This is a genomic window from Pseudomonas marginalis (assembly GCF_008692035.1).
Lineage (GTDB): Bacteria > Pseudomonadota > Gammaproteobacteria > Pseudomonadales > Pseudomonadaceae > Aquipseudomonas > Aquipseudomonas marginalis.
The window spans coordinates 4,203,467-4,220,133 of the sequence record NZ_VTFG01000001.1; the positions used below are offsets into that span (position 1 = coordinate 4,203,467).

Genomic DNA, 16,667 nt, shown 5'->3' on the forward strand with positions numbered 1-16,667 from the left:
TTCAGCGTACTGTCTTCCGCCATGAAATCCTTGTACTTCGCCTGTGTATTTCTTCTGCTCGCCGGCTGCGCCAGTGGTCCGCGCCTGGACACCCGCCACCCTTCGGCGAACCACGACAATCGCGTGCAGTTCGTGGTCGTGCACTACACCTCCACTAACCTTGAGCGTTCCCTCGCCCTGCTGACCCACGGCCAGGTCAGCGCTCATTACCTGATCGGTGACGACGCCGGTGCCACCATCTACAAGCTGGTGGATGAGAGCCAACGTGCCTGGCATGCGGGAGAAAGCGAGTGGATGGGGCGTACCTGGCTCAACTCCAGCTCCATCGGCATCGAGATCGTAAACCCTGGCTACAAGGACACCCCCACAGGCCGCTTGTGGTACCCGTACTCGGAGGCCCAGGTGAAATCGCTGGTGGTGCTGCTCAAGGACATCAGCAAGCGCAATGGCATCGACCCCAGGAACATCATCGGCCATAGCGATATCGCGCCGCTGCGAAAGCTCGATCCGGGGCCGCTGTTCCCCTGGAAGCGCCTGGCCGATGAAGGCCTGAGTGTGTGGCCGGATGCCCAGGCCGTCGCCCGTTTCCAGGTGCAGTACGCCGCTGAATTGCCGAGCATTACCTGGTTCCAGGAAGAATTGGCGCTCCTCGGTTACCCGACACCCCAGACGGGTGAGTTGGATGTCGCCACGCGCCATGTGATCGCGGCGTTCCAGATGCGCTTCCGGCCATCCCGGTTCGATGGCGTGCCGGATGCCGAAAGTGCTGCCATCCTGCGTGCCCTGAACCGGCGCTAAGCTGGCGCCTACAAGGGCAGCGCCATATAGAACTGGGTGCCCTGCCCCGGCCGCGAATACACCCCCATGCGGCCGCCGTGCAATTGCACGATCTCCTTGCACAGCGCCAGCCCCAGGCCGGCGCCGCCCTTCTTGCGCCCAACCTGGACAAAGGGTTCGAAGATGCGCCCTTGCTGGCCATAAGCGATACCTTCGCCGTTGTCTTCGACGCTGATAATCACCCGCTCGCCATGACGTCGCGCCTGCAGGCGAATTTGCCCACCGTCGGCGGTATGACGCAGGGCATTGCCCAACAGGTTGTCGAGCACCCGTTCCAATTGCGCCTGGTCGGCATACAGCCGTGGCAGGTCGGATTGCACTTCTACCAGCAGTTCGATGTGTTGCGCATTGGCGGGCTCCGCAAAGCGCGCGCGGGCGTGTTCGAGCAGATCGGTCACGTCGCAGGGGCCCAAGGTGAGTTTCTGCAGGCCATTCTGGTAGCGCGAGAAATTGAGCAGGTCGTTGATCAACTGCATCAGGCGCTGCATTTCTTCATTGACCGTATCCAGCAGGTCCGCTTCACGGGATTCCGGCGGGAACTTCGCGCGTTCACGGAACAGGCCGAACGCCATGTGCATGCCGGTCACCGGCGTGCGCAGTTCATGGGAGGCGCGCAAGACGAATTCGCTGCGCACCCGTTCGAAGGCGCGCTGTTCGGTGACGTCATGCAGCACCATCACCGCGCCAAGGATATGTCCCTGGGTATGGCTGACAGGGGTGAGGCTGTAGGTCAGCAGGCGCAGTTCGCCCTCGACTTCGACTTCCAGGTCCTCCGGCGCGCGCTCCAGAGTGCCGCCGCGCAACACCAGTTGCAGTTGTTCATCCAGCTCCGGGCGCACCAGGGCTTCGCCAAGGCCTTGGCCGAGGCGTTCCTCGTCCCAGCCCAATTGGCGTTGTGCAACCGGATTGAGATGCTCCAGGCGGCCTTGGCGGTCAATCATCAGCAGGCCGTCGTCGATGCTGTCGAGCACGGCTTGCAGGCGCTGCTGGCCGGCCAGCAACTCGTCAACATTAGTCGCCTGATGCTGGCGCACCGCCTCGGCCATAAGGCCGAAGCGACGGGTCAACAGGTTCATTTCCGCTGCCGAAGAGAGCGGCAGCGTCACTTCAAAATCGCCCTGGCCGATCTTGTCCGCTGCTTTTGCCAGCGCTTCGATCGGGCCGCCAAATCGCCGGGCGATGCCATGGGCCGTGACAAATCCGATGATCAGCACGGCAAGGCCCACCAACCCCAGCAAACCGGCGATCAGCAAGGCGCGTGCGCGGGATTTGTGTTCGCTGGTGCTGATGTTTTCCAAGGCCTGCTTATGTTCGGCAATCAGCCCGTTGCGCAGCACATTGAAGGTTTCGGTGAGTTTTTCCTTGCTGCCCGGTGGTGGCGACGCCTGCTGGGATTGCTCGAAGGCGTCCAGCAGGTCCTGGTATTGGGCTCGCGCCTGGCTGAAGCCGTGGCTATGGCCGTCGCGTTGCTCATGGGCGATGCCTTGGTCCAGCAGGTCGAAGTAATGCTGCTTGGAGCTTTGCAATGCCTGCGGATCGGGGCGATGTTCCAGCATCATGATCAATTGGTCGCCCAGGCTTTGGCGCAGCTTGAGCCCCAGGTCCAGCGTGACGAAGTTGCTGCGAATCAGGGACTCCTGGGTCTTGGCCATTTGCATGACGCTGACCAGACCCAGGATCAGACCCAGCAGGGCGACGGTGATCAGCGCTGAGATACTCAGGAACAATCGAGTGCGCAGTTTCATCGCTAGCTTCATAGGGTGCAGCTCACAGGTTGTACTGTTTGCGTTTGCGGTACAGGGTCGACGCGTCGATGCCGAGGGTGCGGGCGGCCTGGTCCAGGGTATCGCTGGTGGCCAGTACGGCGCCGATATGGGCTTTCTCCAGCTCGTCCAGGCTCAACGCCGCGCCAATGCGCGGGGCGTTATTGGTCGGTTGTTCGGCCATGCCGAGGTGGATGATTTCGACCTTTTCCTGTGGGCAGATGATGCTGGCGCGTTCCACCACATTGCGCAGTTCGCGGATATTGCCTGGCCAGCGATAGTTGAGCAGTGCTTCGCGCGCCTGATCACTGAAGCCCCGCGCCGGGCGGGCGTATTCCTTGACGAAGCGCGCCAGGAAGCGGTCTGCCAGGGTGAGGATGTCTTCACTGCGCTCGCGCAGCGGTGGCAGGTGCAAGGTGATGACGTTGAGGCGATACAGCAAGTCTTCCCGGAAGCGACCGTCGCGCACCATGTCTTCCAGGTTCAGGTTGGTGGCGGCCAGGATACGCACATCGGCGCGACGGGTGACCGGGTCGCCCACGCGCTCATACTCCTTGTCCTGGATAAATCGCAGCAACTTGGGTTGCAGAGTGAGGGGAAAGTCGCCGATCTCGTCGAGAAACAGCGTACCGCCGTCCGCCTGGTTGACTCGGCCCAACGTGCTCTCACTGGCGCCGGTAAAGGCGCCACGGCTATGGCCGAACAGCTCGCTTTCCATCAGTTCTGCCGTCAGCGACGGACAGTTGATGGTCACGCAGGATTTCTTCGCGCGCTTGCTCCAGCCGTGAATGGCCCGGGCCAGTTCGCCTTTACCCGTGCCGGACTCGCCGAGGATCAGGATGTTGGCATCGGTACCCGCCACCTGGCGTGCGGTTTCAAGCACAACCATCATTGACGGACTGTGGGAGTCGAGGCCGTCTTTCTGCTGGCGTACGGCGCCTTCCAATACTTCCAGGCGCGCGGAAAGTTGGCGTACTTCCAGCTGTTTGGCGGTGGCCAGGCGAAGTTGGTCGGGGCTGCAAGGCTTGACCAGGTAGTCGGCGGCACCGGCCTGGATTGCGTCCACGGCGGTATCCACGGCGGAATGGGCGGTCACGATCACCACGCGCATCCACGGCGCCTGGATACGCATCTGGGCCAATACCACCAGGCCATCGTCTTCACCCAGGCGCAGGTCCAGGAAGCACAGGTCGAACACCTGGCGTTGCATCAGGGCATCGGCCTGGGCGGCGCTGTTGGCGGTGGCGACGGTGTAGCCTTCATCTTCCAGGCAATAACGGAAGGTGCGGAGGATCGCGGACTCGTCATCCACTAAAAGAATGCGGCCTTGAAGTTCCTTGGCTGATTCCATCTGTCCCGCGCTCCTTAACTATATAAATGATGGTGTTTAGTCCCGGAATAATCGGGCAAGTTGCATGGTTTATTCTGATCGATAAAAGGCGATGTCGTGCAGCTATCTGCGCGGCTTCCTGCGAAGTCCCGCCTTACAGCGTTTTCATGCTGTCTGCCCCTTCGGCACCACCCTCCGTGCTTTCTATCCCTTCATCCGACCACTGACCATCGTGCATTTCGCACGGCGTAGCAGGCGGCATCGTGCAGGATGCTGGGCGATTTACCTAATGCATATATTTAAGCTGTTGATTTTATTAATTTTTATTTTATAAAAAAGCTGGCATGCGCTCTGCAATAGCTATCCCAACGAATAATCAGAATGTGGGAGAAATGCAGCATGACTCGCCAAAGCCTCAGCCAACTGCGTGTATCGCCACTGCGCTTGCAACAAGGGCTGTTTGCCAGCCTGGCCCTGATGGTCACGCTGATTGCAGGCCAGCAGTTGCAGCAATGGCAGCAGAGTCAGCAGCACGCCCCATCGTTCGACCGTCCGGTAACGACCCAGACCCATTTCAGTTCCATTGGCACCCGTAGCGCCGATGTAACCGCCCCGCAATTGCGTGTGGCCAACCAGGATTCCACCCTGGGCGAGCTGCCGACTCAAGAGCGCTGGGTGTTTTAAGCAAGAACGTCGGTCGCTTGATGTCGAGCGCCCGTCCGGCACTACCGCTGTTACCTCTTAAAAGAAGCGTAAGGAGAATCACCATGTTGAGTTGGGCAATCACATTTCTGATCATCGCCATTGTGGCTGCAGTCCTGGGCTTCGGTGGTATCGCGGGCACCGCCACGGGTATCGCCAAGATTCTCTTTGTCGTCTTCCTGGTGATGTTCATTGCTTCGTTCTTCTTTGGTCGTCGCGGCCGAGGCTGAATATGACCACTTTGTCCCTCAAAGCCATTGCTGCCGCCCTGCTCTTGGGCGGCAGCGGCTTGGCGATGGCCGCCAATGACGGCCAATCCCGAGCCAACGAATTGCTCAGTGCGGACCCGCAATACCGCGAGACCTGGCAAGGCGTGGTAAAGAAAGAAGAGCGCCTGCCGGAATGGGTGATGAACCTGTCGGGCACGGCCGAGCAAATGAATGCCGTGGAAGAAGATGGCGACAAGTACCTGGTGGGGCCGCTCTGCGAAACTGCGGATACATGCCTCCAAAAGCGCCTGATCGTCGCCTTCAGCCTCGACAAGGAAGATGCCTACGCCATGTTGGTGGAAGTCCCGGCCGGTTTGCCGGCGGACAAGTCCCCGACGCGGCACGCCGATTACCGGTTTATCGGTAAGCCGGACGAAGGCATGCAAAAGCTCCTCATGGAGCAGCTGAAGAAAGATCCGAATTGGTACTAGGTTGCGTCTGACGCGTCTGTCGTCTGCGCAATCAGCGTCCATGGAAAGAAGCCCCGCGCTTCTTTCTGTCTGCATTGCCCGCCAAGGGTGATGCATGACCAGGGGGCCGGGTTGCTCTGATCAATCGGGATCGGCGTGACCTACGGGCACAGGGAGTGCCTGCGCAAGGGCCGGGTCAGGCGAAAAGCTGCGACGCAGGTTCACAAGCCCACGGCTTGCTGAACTTGCGGCGGGCTTGTGACTCTTATTCCCGCCTCCTATGCTGCCCATAGCCGCAAATCCTGATTTTGCTTTCGACCAACCATTTCTGGGTGTGTCGGGGCGACCATCTATCGAGAAAGTTTTGCGCGCGCCATAGGACGTTTCCGACGCTCGACGGCAGAGTTCCCGGGCATTTCTGCCAACCTCTCCAAGACCTGCAAAATCTCTGCGCGAGCCTGAATTGGCCGGTTCACGGCATATTCACCGGACAAAATGTCACATTTGAACTGACCGTTCGGACAGTTATTATGAAAAAAAGTCATGCCGATTTGGCATGGGGTAGGCGTTTACGGCATTAGACGTCGTCCCCTTGCATGGGAATAGTTGCGCCTTTTTTCGCCTGCCAGTAAGCCATTTCGGCCATGCTGCGGTGACCTTCCATGGAGGCAGATGCACACACTTTTTCGCTCTCGAGCGTTGCAGCTGGCGCATTTGCCTTAAGTTCACTTGAAGTAAGGGTAATGACATGAAGAAGGCAAAGCTAAGCCTCGCCTGGCAGATCCTCATCGGTTTGGTATTGGGGATCGCAATCGGCGCAGTGCTCAACCATTTCAGTGCTGAGAAGGCCTGGTGGATCAGCAATGTGTTGCAGCCAGCGGGCGATATCTTTATCCGCCTGATCAAGATGATCGTGATCCCGATTGTGATTTCCTCGTTGATCGTCGGCATTGCCGGTGTCGGTGACGCGAAAAAGCTCGGGCGCATCGGCGTCAAAACCATCCTTTACTTCGAAGTGGTCACCACCATCGCCATCGTGGTAGGCCTGCTGCTGGCCAATCTGTTCCACCCGGGCGCAGGTATCGACATGAGTACCCTGGGTACCGTCGATATTTCCAAGTACCAGGCGACCGCCGCCGAGGTGCAGCATGAGCATGCGTTCATCCAGACCATCCTCAACCTGATCCCGTCTAACATCTTCGCCGCTGTAGCCCGTGGCGAGATGCTGCCGATCATCTTCTTCTCCGTGCTGTTCGGCCTGGGCCTGTCGAGCCTCAAGCCGGATCTGCGCGAGCCGCTGGTGACCATGTTCCAGGGCGTGTCCGAGAGCATGTTCAAAGTCACCCACATGATCATGAAGTACGCCCCCATCGGCGTATTCGCGCTGATCGCGGTGACGGTGGCGAACTTCGGCTTCGCTTCGTTGCTGCCATTGGCCAAGCTGGTGATCCTGGTTTACGTCGCCATCCTGTTCTTCGCCTTTGCAGTGCTGGGCCTGATCGCTCGCCTGTTCGGCTTCTCGATCCTCAAGCTGATCCGCATCTTCAAGGACGAGTTGGTGCTGGCCTACTCCACCGCCAGTTCCGAAACCGTGCTGCCGCGCGTGATCGAGAAAATGGAAGCCTACGGTGCGCCGAAGGCCATCTGCAGCTTCGTGGTACCGACCGGCTACTCGTTCAATCTAGACGGTTCGACCCTGTACCAGAGCATCGCGGCGATCTTTATCGCCCAGCTGTATGGCATCGACTTGTCGATTGGCCAGCAACTGATGCTGGTATTGACCCTGATGGTCACCTCCAAAGGCATCGCCGGTGTGCCGGGCGTGTCCTTCGTGGTGCTGCTGGCCACCCTGGGCAGCGTGGGCATCCCATTGGAAGGCCTGGCGTTCATCGCCGGTGTCGACCGCATCATGGACATGGCCCGCACCGCCCTGAACGTGATCGGCAACGCCCTGGCCGTGCTGGTCATCTCCCGTTGGGAAGGCATGTACGACGACGCCAAGGGCGAGCGCTACTGGAACTCCCTGCCGCACTGGCGCACCAAGGAAGCGCTGCCGGCCGGCGAGATCACTCGCGGCTGATAGTACGATTGCGCTGACACAAACCTCGGATAATTCCGGGGTTTGTCGTTTCTGCCAGCCCCGCTATCATTCGCCCCATCTTTCGGGGGATTCAACTGATGCTCAATGGCCTGTGGCTTGGCTTCTTTGTCGTGGCAATGGTGTCAGCACTGGCGCAATGGCTGGTGGGCGGTAACGCCGGGATTTTCGCGGCGATGGTCGAAAGCATTTTCGCCATGGCCAAATTGTCGGTGGAAGTGATGGTGCTGTTGTTCGGCACCCTGACGTTATGGCTGGGCTTCTTGCGGATCGCCGAAAAAGCCGGGATTGTCGAATGGCTGGCCAAGGCCCTGGGCCCGCTGTTCCTGCGCCTGATGCCGGAAGTGCCGGCCGGTCACCCGGCCATTGGCCTGATCACCCTCAACTTTGCCGCCAACGGCTTGGGCCTGGATAACGCAGCAACACCTATCGGCCTGAAGGCCATGAAGGCGCTGCAAGAGCTCAATCCCATCCCTAACACGGCGACTAACGCGCAGATCCTGTTCCTGGTGCTCAATGCATCCTCCCTGACCCTGTTGCCGGTGACGATCTTCATGTATCGCGCCCAGCAAGGTGCGCCCGATCCGACCCTGGTATTCCTGCCGATCCTGCTGGCCACCAGCGCATCCACATTGGTGGGCCTGCTGTCGGTGGCGGTGATGCAGCGCCTGCGGCTGTGGGACCCGGTGGTGCTGGCCTACCTGGTTCCAGGCGCATTGGTACTGGGTGGGTTCATGGCCCTGCTGGCGACCCTCTCGGCCACCGCATTGGCGGGATTGTCGTCAATCCTCGGCAACCTCACGTTGTTCGGCCTGATCATGCTGTTCCTGCTGATCGGCGCGCTGCGCAAGGTGAAGGTCTACGAAGCATTTGTCGAAGGCGCCAAAGAAGGTTTCGACGTTGCCAAGAACCTGTTGCCGTACCTGGTGGCGATGCTCTGTGCGGTGGGCGTGTTGCGTGCCTCCGGCGCGCTGGACCTGGGCCTCGAAGGCATTCGCCATGTGGTGGCCTGGACGGGCATGGACACGCGCTTTGTCGACGCCTTGCCGACGGCGATGGTCAAGCCCTTCTCCGGCAGCGCGGCCCGGGCGATGTTGATCGAGACCATGCAGACCCAGGGGGTGGACAGCTTCCCGGCGTTGGTGGCGGCGACGATTCAGGGCAGTACGGAGACCACCTTTTATGTGTTGGCGGTGTACTTCGGTTCGGTCGGCATCCAGCGGGCGCGGCATGCCGTAGGGTGCGCGTTGCTGGCTGAGTTTGCTGGTGTGGTCGCAGCGATCGCGGTGTGCTACTGGTTCTTTGGCTGAAGCTTAAATAGCTATCGGGAGCAAGCCCCCTCCCATATTTGAATGTGTTCACAGATCCACATGTGGGAGGGGGCCCCCCGATGAGGCCCTCAGCGTTTCCCCGCACCATTGCCCTGCTGAACAACCCACTCCACCACCTGCCTGTTCAACTGATCTCCCGCCAACCCAAACCCGGCCACCACCGCCGGCACTTTGGTGTCAGTCACCGCCTGCTGCACTTCAAACCGCCGGCTGGCAATAATCCGCTGATCACTCCCACGCACCAGGCGTGCGTCGAGGCGGATCACCACCGCTACCCCACTGCCCCGGTACTCGCTCTGAAACGCCTGCAACTGCCCGCCCAATTCATAATCGGCCTGCAGGTTGGTGTCGTCGGTGCTCAACAGCGTCACGCGTCCATCGCGCTGGAACCCGTCCATCAGGCGATTGCGCAGCAGCACGGGCACTGGGTCGCTCCAGCGTGAGTTCGCATAGCTGCTGATCAAATCGCCATTGGGCACCACGGCGATGCGCGGGCTGTCGAGGAACTCACTGGTCTGCGGCTTTGCCAGGCGCAGCGACCAACTGACCGGCGCTCCCTGGTTGGCGGCCTGGGCCGAGGGCAGTCGGTAGACGTCCGACGGATCCGCCTTGGGCAGGATCGAGCAGGCGCTGATCAGCGCCAAGGCCACAGGGGCGATCATTTGGTAAGCACGCTTCATGGCGTGAACTCCTTGTTCTTGTCGCTGCCCAGCAGGTAGCCGCTGGGGTTGGCTTCCAGGCGGCGAGAGATGGCGCGCAGTGAACCGAGGGTTTCGCGCAGTTCGCGCACGGCCGGCGCCAGTTCGTTGAGGCCCTGCATGCCGCTGTTCACCGAGTCCTTGTTGTTGGTGAGCAAGGTATTGATGGTGGCGGTGCTTTGCTCAAGGGATTTCATCGCCTGTTCGGCGCTGCCGAAGACCTGCTTGCCTTGATCACTGAGCAGGCCATTGGCGTTGCGCATCAGCGCCGTGGTCTGCTCCAGGGCGGCCCCGGCCTGCTTGCTTACCTGCATCAATTGCTGCATCACCACCTTGATATCCCCACGCTGGTCGGCAATCGCGCCGGTGGTTTGTTCCAGATGGTCCAGAGTGTTGCTGAGGCGCTCGACATTCTGCGCGGAGAACATGTCGTTGGCGTTGTGCAGCAGCAGGTTGATGCTGGTCATCAGGTCGTTGCTGTTATTGAGCAATCGCGCGATCGGCGATGGCGAGGCGATGATCTCCGGCAGGTTGCCGTCCTTGCCCTTGAGCTCCGGGCTTTGCGGCGTGCCGCCGCTGAGTTGGATGATCGAGGTGCCGGTGATGCCGGTCAGCGCGAGTTTGGCCTGGGTGTCTTCCTTGATCGGTGTCTGGCCGGCCAGGCGAATGCGCGCGAGTACGCGGCGCGGGTCCTTGGGGTCCAGGCGCAGGCTGATGACATCGCCCACCTTGATCCCGCTGTATTGCACCGAGCTGCCCTGGGACAGACCGCTGACCGCTTCGTTGAAGATCACTTCGTAATCCTGGAAGGCGCTGTCGACGCTGGATTTGGCCAGCCACAGGCCAAACAGCATCGCGCCGACCACCACGATCACGCTGAACAGACCGATCATCACATGATGGGCTCGGGTTTCCATGTCATACCTCGTTGAGCGGTTGAGCGGCATCCAATGCCGCGCGGCCTCGGGGGCCGTGGAAATATTCGTGAATCCAGGCGTCGTCCGTTTCCGAGACGATATCGATGGCATCGGCCACCAGCACCTTCTTCTGCGCCAGCACCGCCACACGGTCGGTGATGGTGTAGAGCGTGTCCAGGTCATGGGTGACCAGGAACACGCTCAGGTCCAGCGCATCACGCAGGGTCAGGATCAGTTGGTCGAATTGCGCCGCACCAATCGGGTCGAGGCCGGCGGTGGGTTCGTCGAGGAACAGGATGTCCGGGTCCAGCGCCAGGGCGCGTGCCAGGGCCGCGCGCTTGATCATGCCGCCGGACAGCGAGGCCGGGTATTTGTCGGCCGCCGACAGCGGCAGTCCGGCCAAGGCCAGCTTGACCGCCGCCAAGTGCTCGGCATCACGGCGGCTGAGCCCGGCATGTTCGATCAGCGGCAGCGCGACGTTCTCGGTCACTGTCAGCGAGGAGAACAGCGCGCCCTTCTGGAACAGTACGCCAAAGCGCCGTTCCACCAGCGAGCGTTCATGTTCCGGCAGGCTCGGCAGGTTCTTACCGAACACCCGCACTTCGCCTTCACTGGGCCGGCGCAGGCCGACGATGCTGCGCAGCAGCACCGACTTGCCGCTGCCGGAGCCGCCGACCACCGCAAGGATTTCGCCCTTGTACAGATCCAGGTCGAGATGCTCGTGTACGCGCTGGCTGCCAAAGCGATTGCACAGGCCACGCACTTCAATCACCGCCTCGGTGGGCGCACGGTGCAGACGACTCACCAGCCCATCTCCATGAAGAACAACGCGGCCACCGCATCCAGCACGATCACCACAAAGATCGATTGCACCACGCTGGAGGTGGTGTGGGCGCCGACCGATTCGGCGCTGCCGCTGACCTTGAAGCCTTCCAGGCAGCCGATGGCGGCGATCAGGAAGGCGAAGAACGGGGCTTTTACCATGCCCACCAGGAAGTGCTGCACGCCAATGTCCGATTGCAGCAGCGAGAGGAACATCGCCGGCGAGATGTCCAGGGCCACGGCGCAGACCACGCCGCCGCCGACGATCCCCGCCAGCATTGCCATGAACGTCAGCATCGGCAGTGCCACCAGCAACGCCAGCACGCGCGGCAATACCAGCAACTCCATCGGGTCCAGGCCCAGGGTGCGGATGGCGTCGATTTCTTCATTGGCCTTCATCGAGCCGATTTGCGCGGTGAAGGCGCTGGCGGTGCGACCGGCAATCAGGATGGCGGTGAGCAATACGCCGAATTCCCGTAGGAAAGAGAACGCCACCAGGTCCACGGTAAAGATCGTTGCGCCAAAGCTCTTGAGCACTGTAGCGCCGAGGAACGCCACGACGGCGCCCACCAGAAAGGTCAGCAACGCGACGATGGGCGCGGCGTCGAGGCCGACCTGTTCAAGATGGGCGACCATCGGCGTCAGGCGCCAGCGCTTGGGCCGGAAAATGCCCCGGGCAAAGGTTTCGAGGATCAGGCCGATAAAGCCCAGCAGTTGCTTGCTGTCTTGCCAGACCTTGTCCACGGCCGCGCCGATACGCGCCAGCACCTGAATGCCGGTGGCTTCTTCCGGCGCTTTGTCCGGCACGCAAAAATCGTTGAGGGAGCGGTAGACGGTCTTGAGCAGCGCGCGGTCGGCGGCGGACAGGCTGCAGTCGGTCTGCTCGGCGGATTGTTCGATACGGGTGGGCCCCAGCAGCTCCACCAGCAGCGAGGCGCCGGCGGTATCCAGGGCGCCGAGGCCATTGAGGTCGATGCGCGCGCCGGCGTCGTATTGGCCGTCGAGCTTGTCCGACAGCTTCTTCAGGTTTGCGTAGTGGGCAAGCGTCCAGTCCCCTGTAATCCGCAGTAATGGGGGGGCGGTGGACGTATCGAGGTGGGCTGTGCCGGCCGTGGTGCTACTGGTCATAAGCTCCGAGCTTGTTTGCTATCCACAATTCCTACGTAATAGCACGATCCTGCCTACTTTGGGTTGTCCGTTTGTGCTGCGTCAGTCACTTTGAAGCGCAGCACACCGATGACCTGCCCGTCTTCGGTCAGCACCCTCACCTGCCAGCGGCCGACCGCATCGGGCGGGAAGTTCTGCTTGTGGGTCCAGGCGCGATAGCCTTCCTTGCGCCCGCCGTGGATATCCAACGCGATGCGGTCCACCTCTTTGCCGTTGAGTTTCCACACGTGGTAGATCCGCTCATCCAGGCCGCGCGGCGCGTTGATTGCGGTGTAGGCATAGAGCCCGCCGCTGCGCAGTTGGGCGGCGCTGACTTCCTTGAGGTCGTCACCCGGCGTGCGGTCTTGCAGTTGGGTGCTGATCGCCACTTCGGTCATCCACAAGGTGGCCGGCGGTACCCAACTGCGCAGGAACCAGCCCGCGCAACCAATGGCGGCCGTTACCCCCAGCAGCATCGCCCAGCCCTTGAGGCTGCGCAGCGGCAGGCTCACCGCCAGGCTTGGAATCGACAAGGCCATGGCGACGCCGAGGGCGAGTTTGTAACTTTCGGCGGTGGTCAGGTGCAGGATGATCGGCAGCGCAGTGAGCAGCGCGGCGAACAGGGTCAGGGTGTGCAACGCGAGGAACAACGAACGCTTGGGCGCCAGCCATTTGTAGTACAGCGGGTCGACGATCGACACCAGCGCGGCCGCGCCGAGCAGGCCGGTGAACACCGATTGGCCGCTGTTCCAGGCAGTGGTGACGAAAAAGAACGGCAGCACGAAGAACAGACTTTCCTGGTGGATCATCTGGGTCGCGTAGCGCAGCAGGGGTTCGGGTATTTCGCGCTTGAAGACTTTGGTGAACAGCTGGGTAAAGCTGTTTTCCAGCATCAGCCACAGCCAGCTCACCAGCATGATCACCGCGATCCAACTGGCCATGCCCTGCTGGCGATCTACCAGGATGAAGCTGCAGACACCCGAGATAAAACCGCCGAGTGCAATCACCCCTGGGTAGCGCTTCATCAGTTCGAGGACGCGGGTGATTAAGCGGGTCAGGTTTTGCATTCGGCGGTTCGCAGTCTTTGTAGGAAAAAATCCCAGACAGAATAACGTCTTAGGCCAGGGTTCGGTGCCTCATTACGCGATCCGTTTGCGATAACGGCGCACGCCGATCAACGCAATGGCAATCAGCCCGAGGACGCCGGCGCCGATCCAGTTGAGCATGTCGTAGCTCAGGAGTGGTTTCTCGATGCGCCAGTAACCCGGTTGCTTGAGCAACTCGCGCATGGCCTGGCTGGTCTGCTCCAGGCTCACGGCCTTGATGCGTTTGACCGGGTCGCTGAAGTGGCCGTTGTCGTAATCGCCCGAGGCGCTCCAATAATAGTCGGCCAGCGCGCTGTTGCCCTGCACGGCCCAGGCCTGGCGGGCGATGGCGGCCTGTTTGAGGCGCGCGAATACCGTTGGGTCAAGGCCGTCCTTGAGCAGTTGCGCCTTGAGGTCTTGCAGCACCTGCTCGGCTTCGGGGAGGTTGTCCCGCTCGAGGTCGGCATTCAGGCTGAGGAAGCCAACGCCGCCGAGCACTTCGCGCTCGCTCCAGGGCCCGTAGGACAACCCATGCTTGAGGCGTAGTTGGCGGTACAGCGCCCAGTCCAGGTAATCCTTGAGCAGGTCGTAGGTTTCATCATGCTGGTCGTCCAGTACCGGCTCGGGGAACAGCCAGTGCAGTTTGGCACTGTCGCCCACCCAGCCGTGGATCAGGTCGCGGTGGCTGGCGGCGGCGTGCTGGATCTGCGGCAGCGCCGGGTGCTCGCTGGGTTCGATCGGGTCGAGTTGACCGTAGGTGCGCTCCAGGTAGGCCGGCAGCAGTTTGTCGAGGTCGCCGACGATGATCAGGGTCATGTTGTTGGGGGCGTACCAATTTTTGCGCAGCGTCTCCAGTTGGTCGCGGGTCAGGTGATCGACCTCGGCGCGCTCGGCGCATTTGAGCCCCAGCTCGATGGCCAGTTGATTGCTGGCGGTGTGGCCCAGGTCCTGGCGGTCGAGCAGGCGTTGCAGGTGGGAGTAATGACCGCCGTCTTCGCGCTCGACTACCTGTTTGGCCGCGTTGATATTGGCGTCGGTCAGCTGGGTGCGGGTGATGATCGCCAGCAGCAGGTCGAGCACCTTGCGCTGGTTTTGCGCGGGTGCCTCGATCACAAAGGTCGTATCGGCGTTGCTGGTGTAGGCGTTCCACTCGCCACCCAGGGCTTGCATGCGGTCTTCCAGCTCGCCTTCGCCGCCGCCGTCGATACCGCTGAACAGCAAGTGCTCAAGGAGGTGCGGCAGTTCCTTGTCTTCGCAACTGAAGTCGTCCAGGCCGACGCCAACCACCAGGCGAATCGCCACATGGCCGCGCTCGGTGCCCGGTTTAAGCAGCAATTGCAGGCCGTTGGGCAAGGTGTAGCCCTCAACCTGCAAGCGGTCAAAGGCAAAGACGTGGGCAGAACCCATGAGCAGGCAAGCGAACAACAGGCGACGCATAACAAGCTTCCTGGCGAGTGAGGTCAGCTTTAACTGACTTCACGGGCCATCGTACGTTCAGGGCGAATGTGTGATGTCGGCAATATCTTCGGCGGAGAGTGCGCCGGTGTCGGACGTTTCCAAGACTACATAAGCACTGCTGCAAAACAACGAGTTCAAGCGTTTCATGTCGGCAATCAGCTCCAGATGCAGGGAACTGGTCTCCAGGCTCTGCACGATCTTGCGCTGCAGGCGGCTGACGTGGGCGTGGGCCAGGCGGCGTTCCTGGGCGCGGAAGCGGCGCTTTTCGCGCAGCAGTTGGCGGGCGCTTTCCGGGTCGGCACTGAGGAACACCGACAAGCCCAGGCGCAGGTTGGCGATCAATTGGCTGTGCAGGCCGGTGAGTTCTTCCAGGCCCACTTCGGAAAACTGGCGGCGTTGGGAGGTTTTCTGCTGCTGGACTTTACGCAGCATGCGTTCGATCAGGTCGCCGGCCAGTTTCAGGTTGATCGACAGCTCGATGATTTCGGCCCAGCGCCGACTGTCTTGCTCGCTGAGGTCTTCGCGGGGCATTTGCGCCAGGTAGAGTTTGATCGCGCTGTAGAGTGCCTCGACATCATCGCTGAGGCTGCGTATTTCCTGGGTAATGGCTGTCTGTTTGCCGCGCAGCACTTCCTGCATGGCGGTGAGCATGTTGTCGATCAGATCACCCAGGCGCAGGGTTTCGCGCGCGGCGTTGGCCAGGGCCAGGCTCGGTGTGGTCAGGGCCGTGGGGTCCAGGTGGCGCGGTTGGGCCTTGCCGTTGACCTCGTCCCGCTCCGGCAGCAACCAGGCGCACAGCCTGGCCATGGGGCCGATGGTGGGCAGCAGGATCAGGCAACGGCTGACGTTGTAGAGCAGGTGGAAGGTGATGACCATGCCTTGGGCACTGTAGTCCAGCCCGTCCATCCACAGCACCAACGGGTCGAGTACCGGAATAATCAGCAGCAGGCCGATCAGTTTGTACAGCAGGCTGCCCAAGGCGACCTGGCGACCGGCGGCGTTCTGCATGCTAGTGCTGAGAAAGGCCAGCACGCCGCTGCCGATGTTGGCGCCGATTACCAGGCCGATGGCCACGTGCAAGCCGATCACCCCGGCGCCGGCCAGGGTGGCGGTCAGCAGGACAGCGGCGAGGCTGGAGTAGGAAATCATCGCGAACAGGGCGCCGACCAGGGCATCGAGCAAAATATCGCCGGTCAGCGAGGCGAACAGTACTTTCACGCCCTGGGCGTGGGTAATCGGCCCGGCGGCTTCGACGATCAATTGCAGCGCGAGGATGATCAGCCCGAGGCCGATCCCGACCCGGCCCAACTGCCCTGCCCGCGTCTGTTTGCGCGACAGGAAGAAAATCACCCCGAGAAAGATCAGCAGCGGCGACAGCCAGGACAGGTCGAAGGTCAGCACCCGCGCCATCAGCGCGGTACCGACGTCGGCGCCGAGCATGGTCGCCAGGGCGGGCACCAGCCCCATCAGGCCCTGGCCGACAAAGGAGGTCACCAGCATTGCCGTGGCGTTGCTGCTCTGCACCATGGCAGTCACCAGGATGCCGGCGACAAATGCCAGCCAGCGCTTGGACATGTTCTGCCCGATGACTTGACGCAGGTTTGAACCGTAGACCCGCAGGATGCCGGTACGGACGATGTGCGTGCCCCAGATAAGCAGGGTCACGGCGGAAAGCAGATTGAGCAAGGTCAGCATGCTCGGCCCCCCGTGTGGGTGCGCTCCAAGAGGAGCGAAGGAAAGTTGCCGCGTGCCGTTCTACGTCTTGTAGTTAAGCTGTAGTTGGCGAATGGGCTCGGCGCCA

15 protein-coding genes are annotated in these 16,667 nt (G+C 61.4%); 6 read left to right on the forward strand and 9 right to left on the reverse strand.

The features are described from left to right. Nucleotides 1-21 precede the first annotated feature (21 nt). Nucleotides 22-798: an N-acetylmuramoyl-L-alanine amidase gene (locus tag FX984_RS19715; RefSeq protein ID WP_027608024.1), complete on the forward strand. Its 777-nt coding sequence runs from the start codon at nt 22-24 to the stop codon at nt 796-798. Nucleotides 799-806: 8 nt separating this feature from the next. On the opposite strand, the gene FX984_RS19720 is transcribed toward FX984_RS19715, so the two are convergent. Next, nucleotides 807-2,594 (reverse strand): KinB sensor domain-containing domain, encoded by a 1,788-nt coding sequence (locus FX984_RS19720; protein ID WP_027608023.1) that lies wholly within the window; start codon nt 2,592-2,594, stop codon nt 807-809. A gap of 10 nt (nt 2,595-2,604) precedes the next feature. After that, nucleotides 2,605-3,951 carry a sigma-54-dependent response regulator transcription factor AlgB gene (gene algB, locus FX984_RS19725; RefSeq protein WP_027608022.1) on the reverse strand — a complete coding sequence of 449 codons (1,347 nt, stop codon included), beginning with the start codon at nt 3,949-3,951 and terminating at the stop codon, nt 2,605-2,607. A 378-nt stretch (nt 3,952-4,329) separates the two neighbouring features. On the opposite strand from algB, the gene FX984_RS19730 reads away from it, so the two are divergent. The 5 genes from FX984_RS19730 (at nt 4,330) to FX984_RS19750 (ending at nt 8,719) form a co-directional block, all read left to right on the forward strand. Beyond that, on the forward strand, nt 4,330-4,614 hold the full coding sequence (locus tag FX984_RS19730) for a hypothetical protein (RefSeq protein WP_146476869.1): 285 nt from the start codon (nt 4,330-4,332) through the stop codon (nt 4,612-4,614). 83 nt (nt 4,615-4,697) lie between these two features. Continuing rightward, nucleotides 4,698-4,862 carry a DUF1328 domain-containing protein gene (locus FX984_RS19735; protein WP_003170804.1) on the forward strand — a complete coding sequence of 55 codons (165 nt, stop codon included), beginning with the start codon at nt 4,698-4,700 and terminating at the stop codon, nt 4,860-4,862. Between the two features lie 2 nt (nt 4,863-4,864). After that, nucleotides 4,865-5,332 (forward strand): inhibitor of vertebrate lysozyme family protein, encoded by a 468-nt coding sequence (locus FX984_RS19740; protein WP_027608020.1) that lies wholly within the window; start codon nt 4,865-4,867, stop codon nt 5,330-5,332. Between the two features lie 727 nt (nt 5,333-6,059). Beyond that, a complete protein-coding gene (gene gltP / locus FX984_RS19745) occupies nt 6,060-7,391 on the forward strand; it encodes a glutamate/aspartate:proton symporter GltP (protein ID WP_108573568.1) in 1,332 nt (443 codons plus the stop codon). A gap of 98 nt (nt 7,392-7,489) precedes the next feature. Then, entirely contained in the window at nt 7,490-8,719 is a 1,230-nt protein-coding gene (locus tag FX984_RS19750; RefSeq protein WP_027608018.1) for a nucleoside recognition domain-containing protein, read from the forward strand. 89 nt (nt 8,720-8,808) lie between these two features. Here the strand turns inward: FX984_RS19750 and FX984_RS19755 are convergent, their stop codons facing one another. From FX984_RS19755 to FX984_RS19785, 7 genes are all read right to left on the reverse strand, one after another. Further along, nucleotides 8,809-9,420 carry an ABC-type transport auxiliary lipoprotein family protein gene (locus FX984_RS19755; RefSeq protein ID WP_108573570.1) on the reverse strand — a complete coding sequence of 204 codons (612 nt, stop codon included), beginning with the start codon at nt 9,418-9,420 and terminating at the stop codon, nt 8,809-8,811. Continuing rightward, nucleotides 9,417-10,355, reverse strand: a complete 939-nt coding sequence (locus tag FX984_RS19760; protein ID WP_027608016.1) for an MlaD family protein — start codon at nt 10,353-10,355, stop codon at nt 9,417-9,419. The genes FX984_RS19755 and FX984_RS19760 overlap by 4 nt, the downstream gene beginning before the upstream one ends. 1 nt (nt 10,356) lies before the next feature. Beyond that, entirely contained in the window at nt 10,357-11,160 is an 804-nt protein-coding gene (locus tag FX984_RS19765; RefSeq protein ID WP_027608015.1) for an ABC transporter ATP-binding protein, read from the reverse strand. Next, on the reverse strand, nt 11,157-12,305 hold the full coding sequence (locus FX984_RS19770; RefSeq protein WP_027608014.1) for an ABC transporter permease: 1,149 nt from the start codon (nt 12,303-12,305) through the stop codon (nt 11,157-11,159). The genes FX984_RS19765 and FX984_RS19770 overlap by 4 nt, the downstream gene beginning before the upstream one ends. A 53-nt stretch (nt 12,306-12,358) precedes the next feature. After that, the gene (locus tag FX984_RS19775; protein WP_027608013.1) at nt 12,359-13,390 is read right to left on the reverse strand and encodes a DUF5924 family protein; all 1,032 of its coding nucleotides are present in this window, start codon (nt 13,388-13,390) and stop codon (nt 12,359-12,361) included. Nucleotides 13,391-13,462: 72 nt separating this feature from the next. After that, a complete protein-coding gene (locus tag FX984_RS19780; RefSeq protein ID WP_115488285.1) occupies nt 13,463-14,845 on the reverse strand; it encodes a M16 family metallopeptidase in 1,383 nt (460 codons plus the stop codon). A 57-nt stretch (nt 14,846-14,902) separates the two neighbouring features. Next, nucleotides 14,903-16,561: a Na/Pi cotransporter family protein gene (locus FX984_RS19785; protein ID WP_092356058.1), complete on the reverse strand. Its 1,659-nt coding sequence runs from the start codon at nt 16,559-16,561 to the stop codon at nt 14,903-14,905. Nucleotides 16,562-16,667: the final 106 nt, after the last annotated feature.

Excerpts from the sequence above, each read along its gene's own strand:
- gltP (WP_108573568.1), top strand. The coding sequence starts at position 6,060 with ATGAAGAAGGCAAAGCTAAGCCTCGCCTGGCAGATCCTCATCGGTTTG.
- FX984_RS19775 (WP_027608013.1), bottom strand. The coding sequence starts at position 13,390 with ATGCAAAACCTGACCCGCTTAATCACCCGCGTCCTCGAACTGATGAAG.
- FX984_RS19720 (WP_027608023.1), bottom strand. The coding sequence starts at position 2,594 with ATGAAGCTAGCGATGAAACTGCGCACTCGATTGTTCCTGAGTATCTCA.
- FX984_RS19760 (WP_027608016.1), bottom strand. The coding sequence starts at position 10,355 with ATGGAAACCCGAGCCCATCATGTGATGATCGGTCTGTTCAGCGTGATC.
- FX984_RS19715 (WP_027608024.1), top strand. The coding sequence starts at position 22 with ATGAAATCCTTGTACTTCGCCTGTGTATTTCTTCTGCTCGCCGGCTGC.
- FX984_RS19740 (WP_027608020.1), top strand. The coding sequence starts at position 4,865 with ATGACCACTTTGTCCCTCAAAGCCATTGCTGCCGCCCTGCTCTTGGGC.
- FX984_RS19750 (WP_027608018.1), top strand. The coding sequence starts at position 7,490 with ATGCTCAATGGCCTGTGGCTTGGCTTCTTTGTCGTGGCAATGGTGTCA.
- FX984_RS19755 (WP_108573570.1), bottom strand. The coding sequence starts at position 9,420 with ATGAAGCGTGCTTACCAAATGATCGCCCCTGTGGCCTTGGCGCTGATC.
- FX984_RS19730 (WP_146476869.1), top strand. The coding sequence starts at position 4,330 with ATGACTCGCCAAAGCCTCAGCCAACTGCGTGTATCGCCACTGCGCTTG.
- FX984_RS19735 (WP_003170804.1), top strand. The coding sequence starts at position 4,698 with ATGTTGAGTTGGGCAATCACATTTCTGATCATCGCCATTGTGGCTGCA.
- FX984_RS19780 (WP_115488285.1), bottom strand. The coding sequence starts at position 14,845 with ATGCGTCGCCTGTTGTTCGCTTGCCTGCTCATGGGTTCTGCCCACGTC.
- algB (WP_027608022.1), bottom strand. The coding sequence starts at position 3,951 with ATGGAATCAGCCAAGGAACTTCAAGGCCGCATTCTTTTAGTGGATGAC.
- FX984_RS19785 (WP_092356058.1), bottom strand. The coding sequence starts at position 16,561 with ATGCTGACCTTGCTCAATCTGCTTTCCGCCGTGACCCTGCTTATCTGG.
- FX984_RS19770 (WP_027608014.1), bottom strand. The coding sequence starts at position 12,305 with ATGACCAGTAGCACCACGGCCGGCACAGCCCACCTCGATACGTCCACC.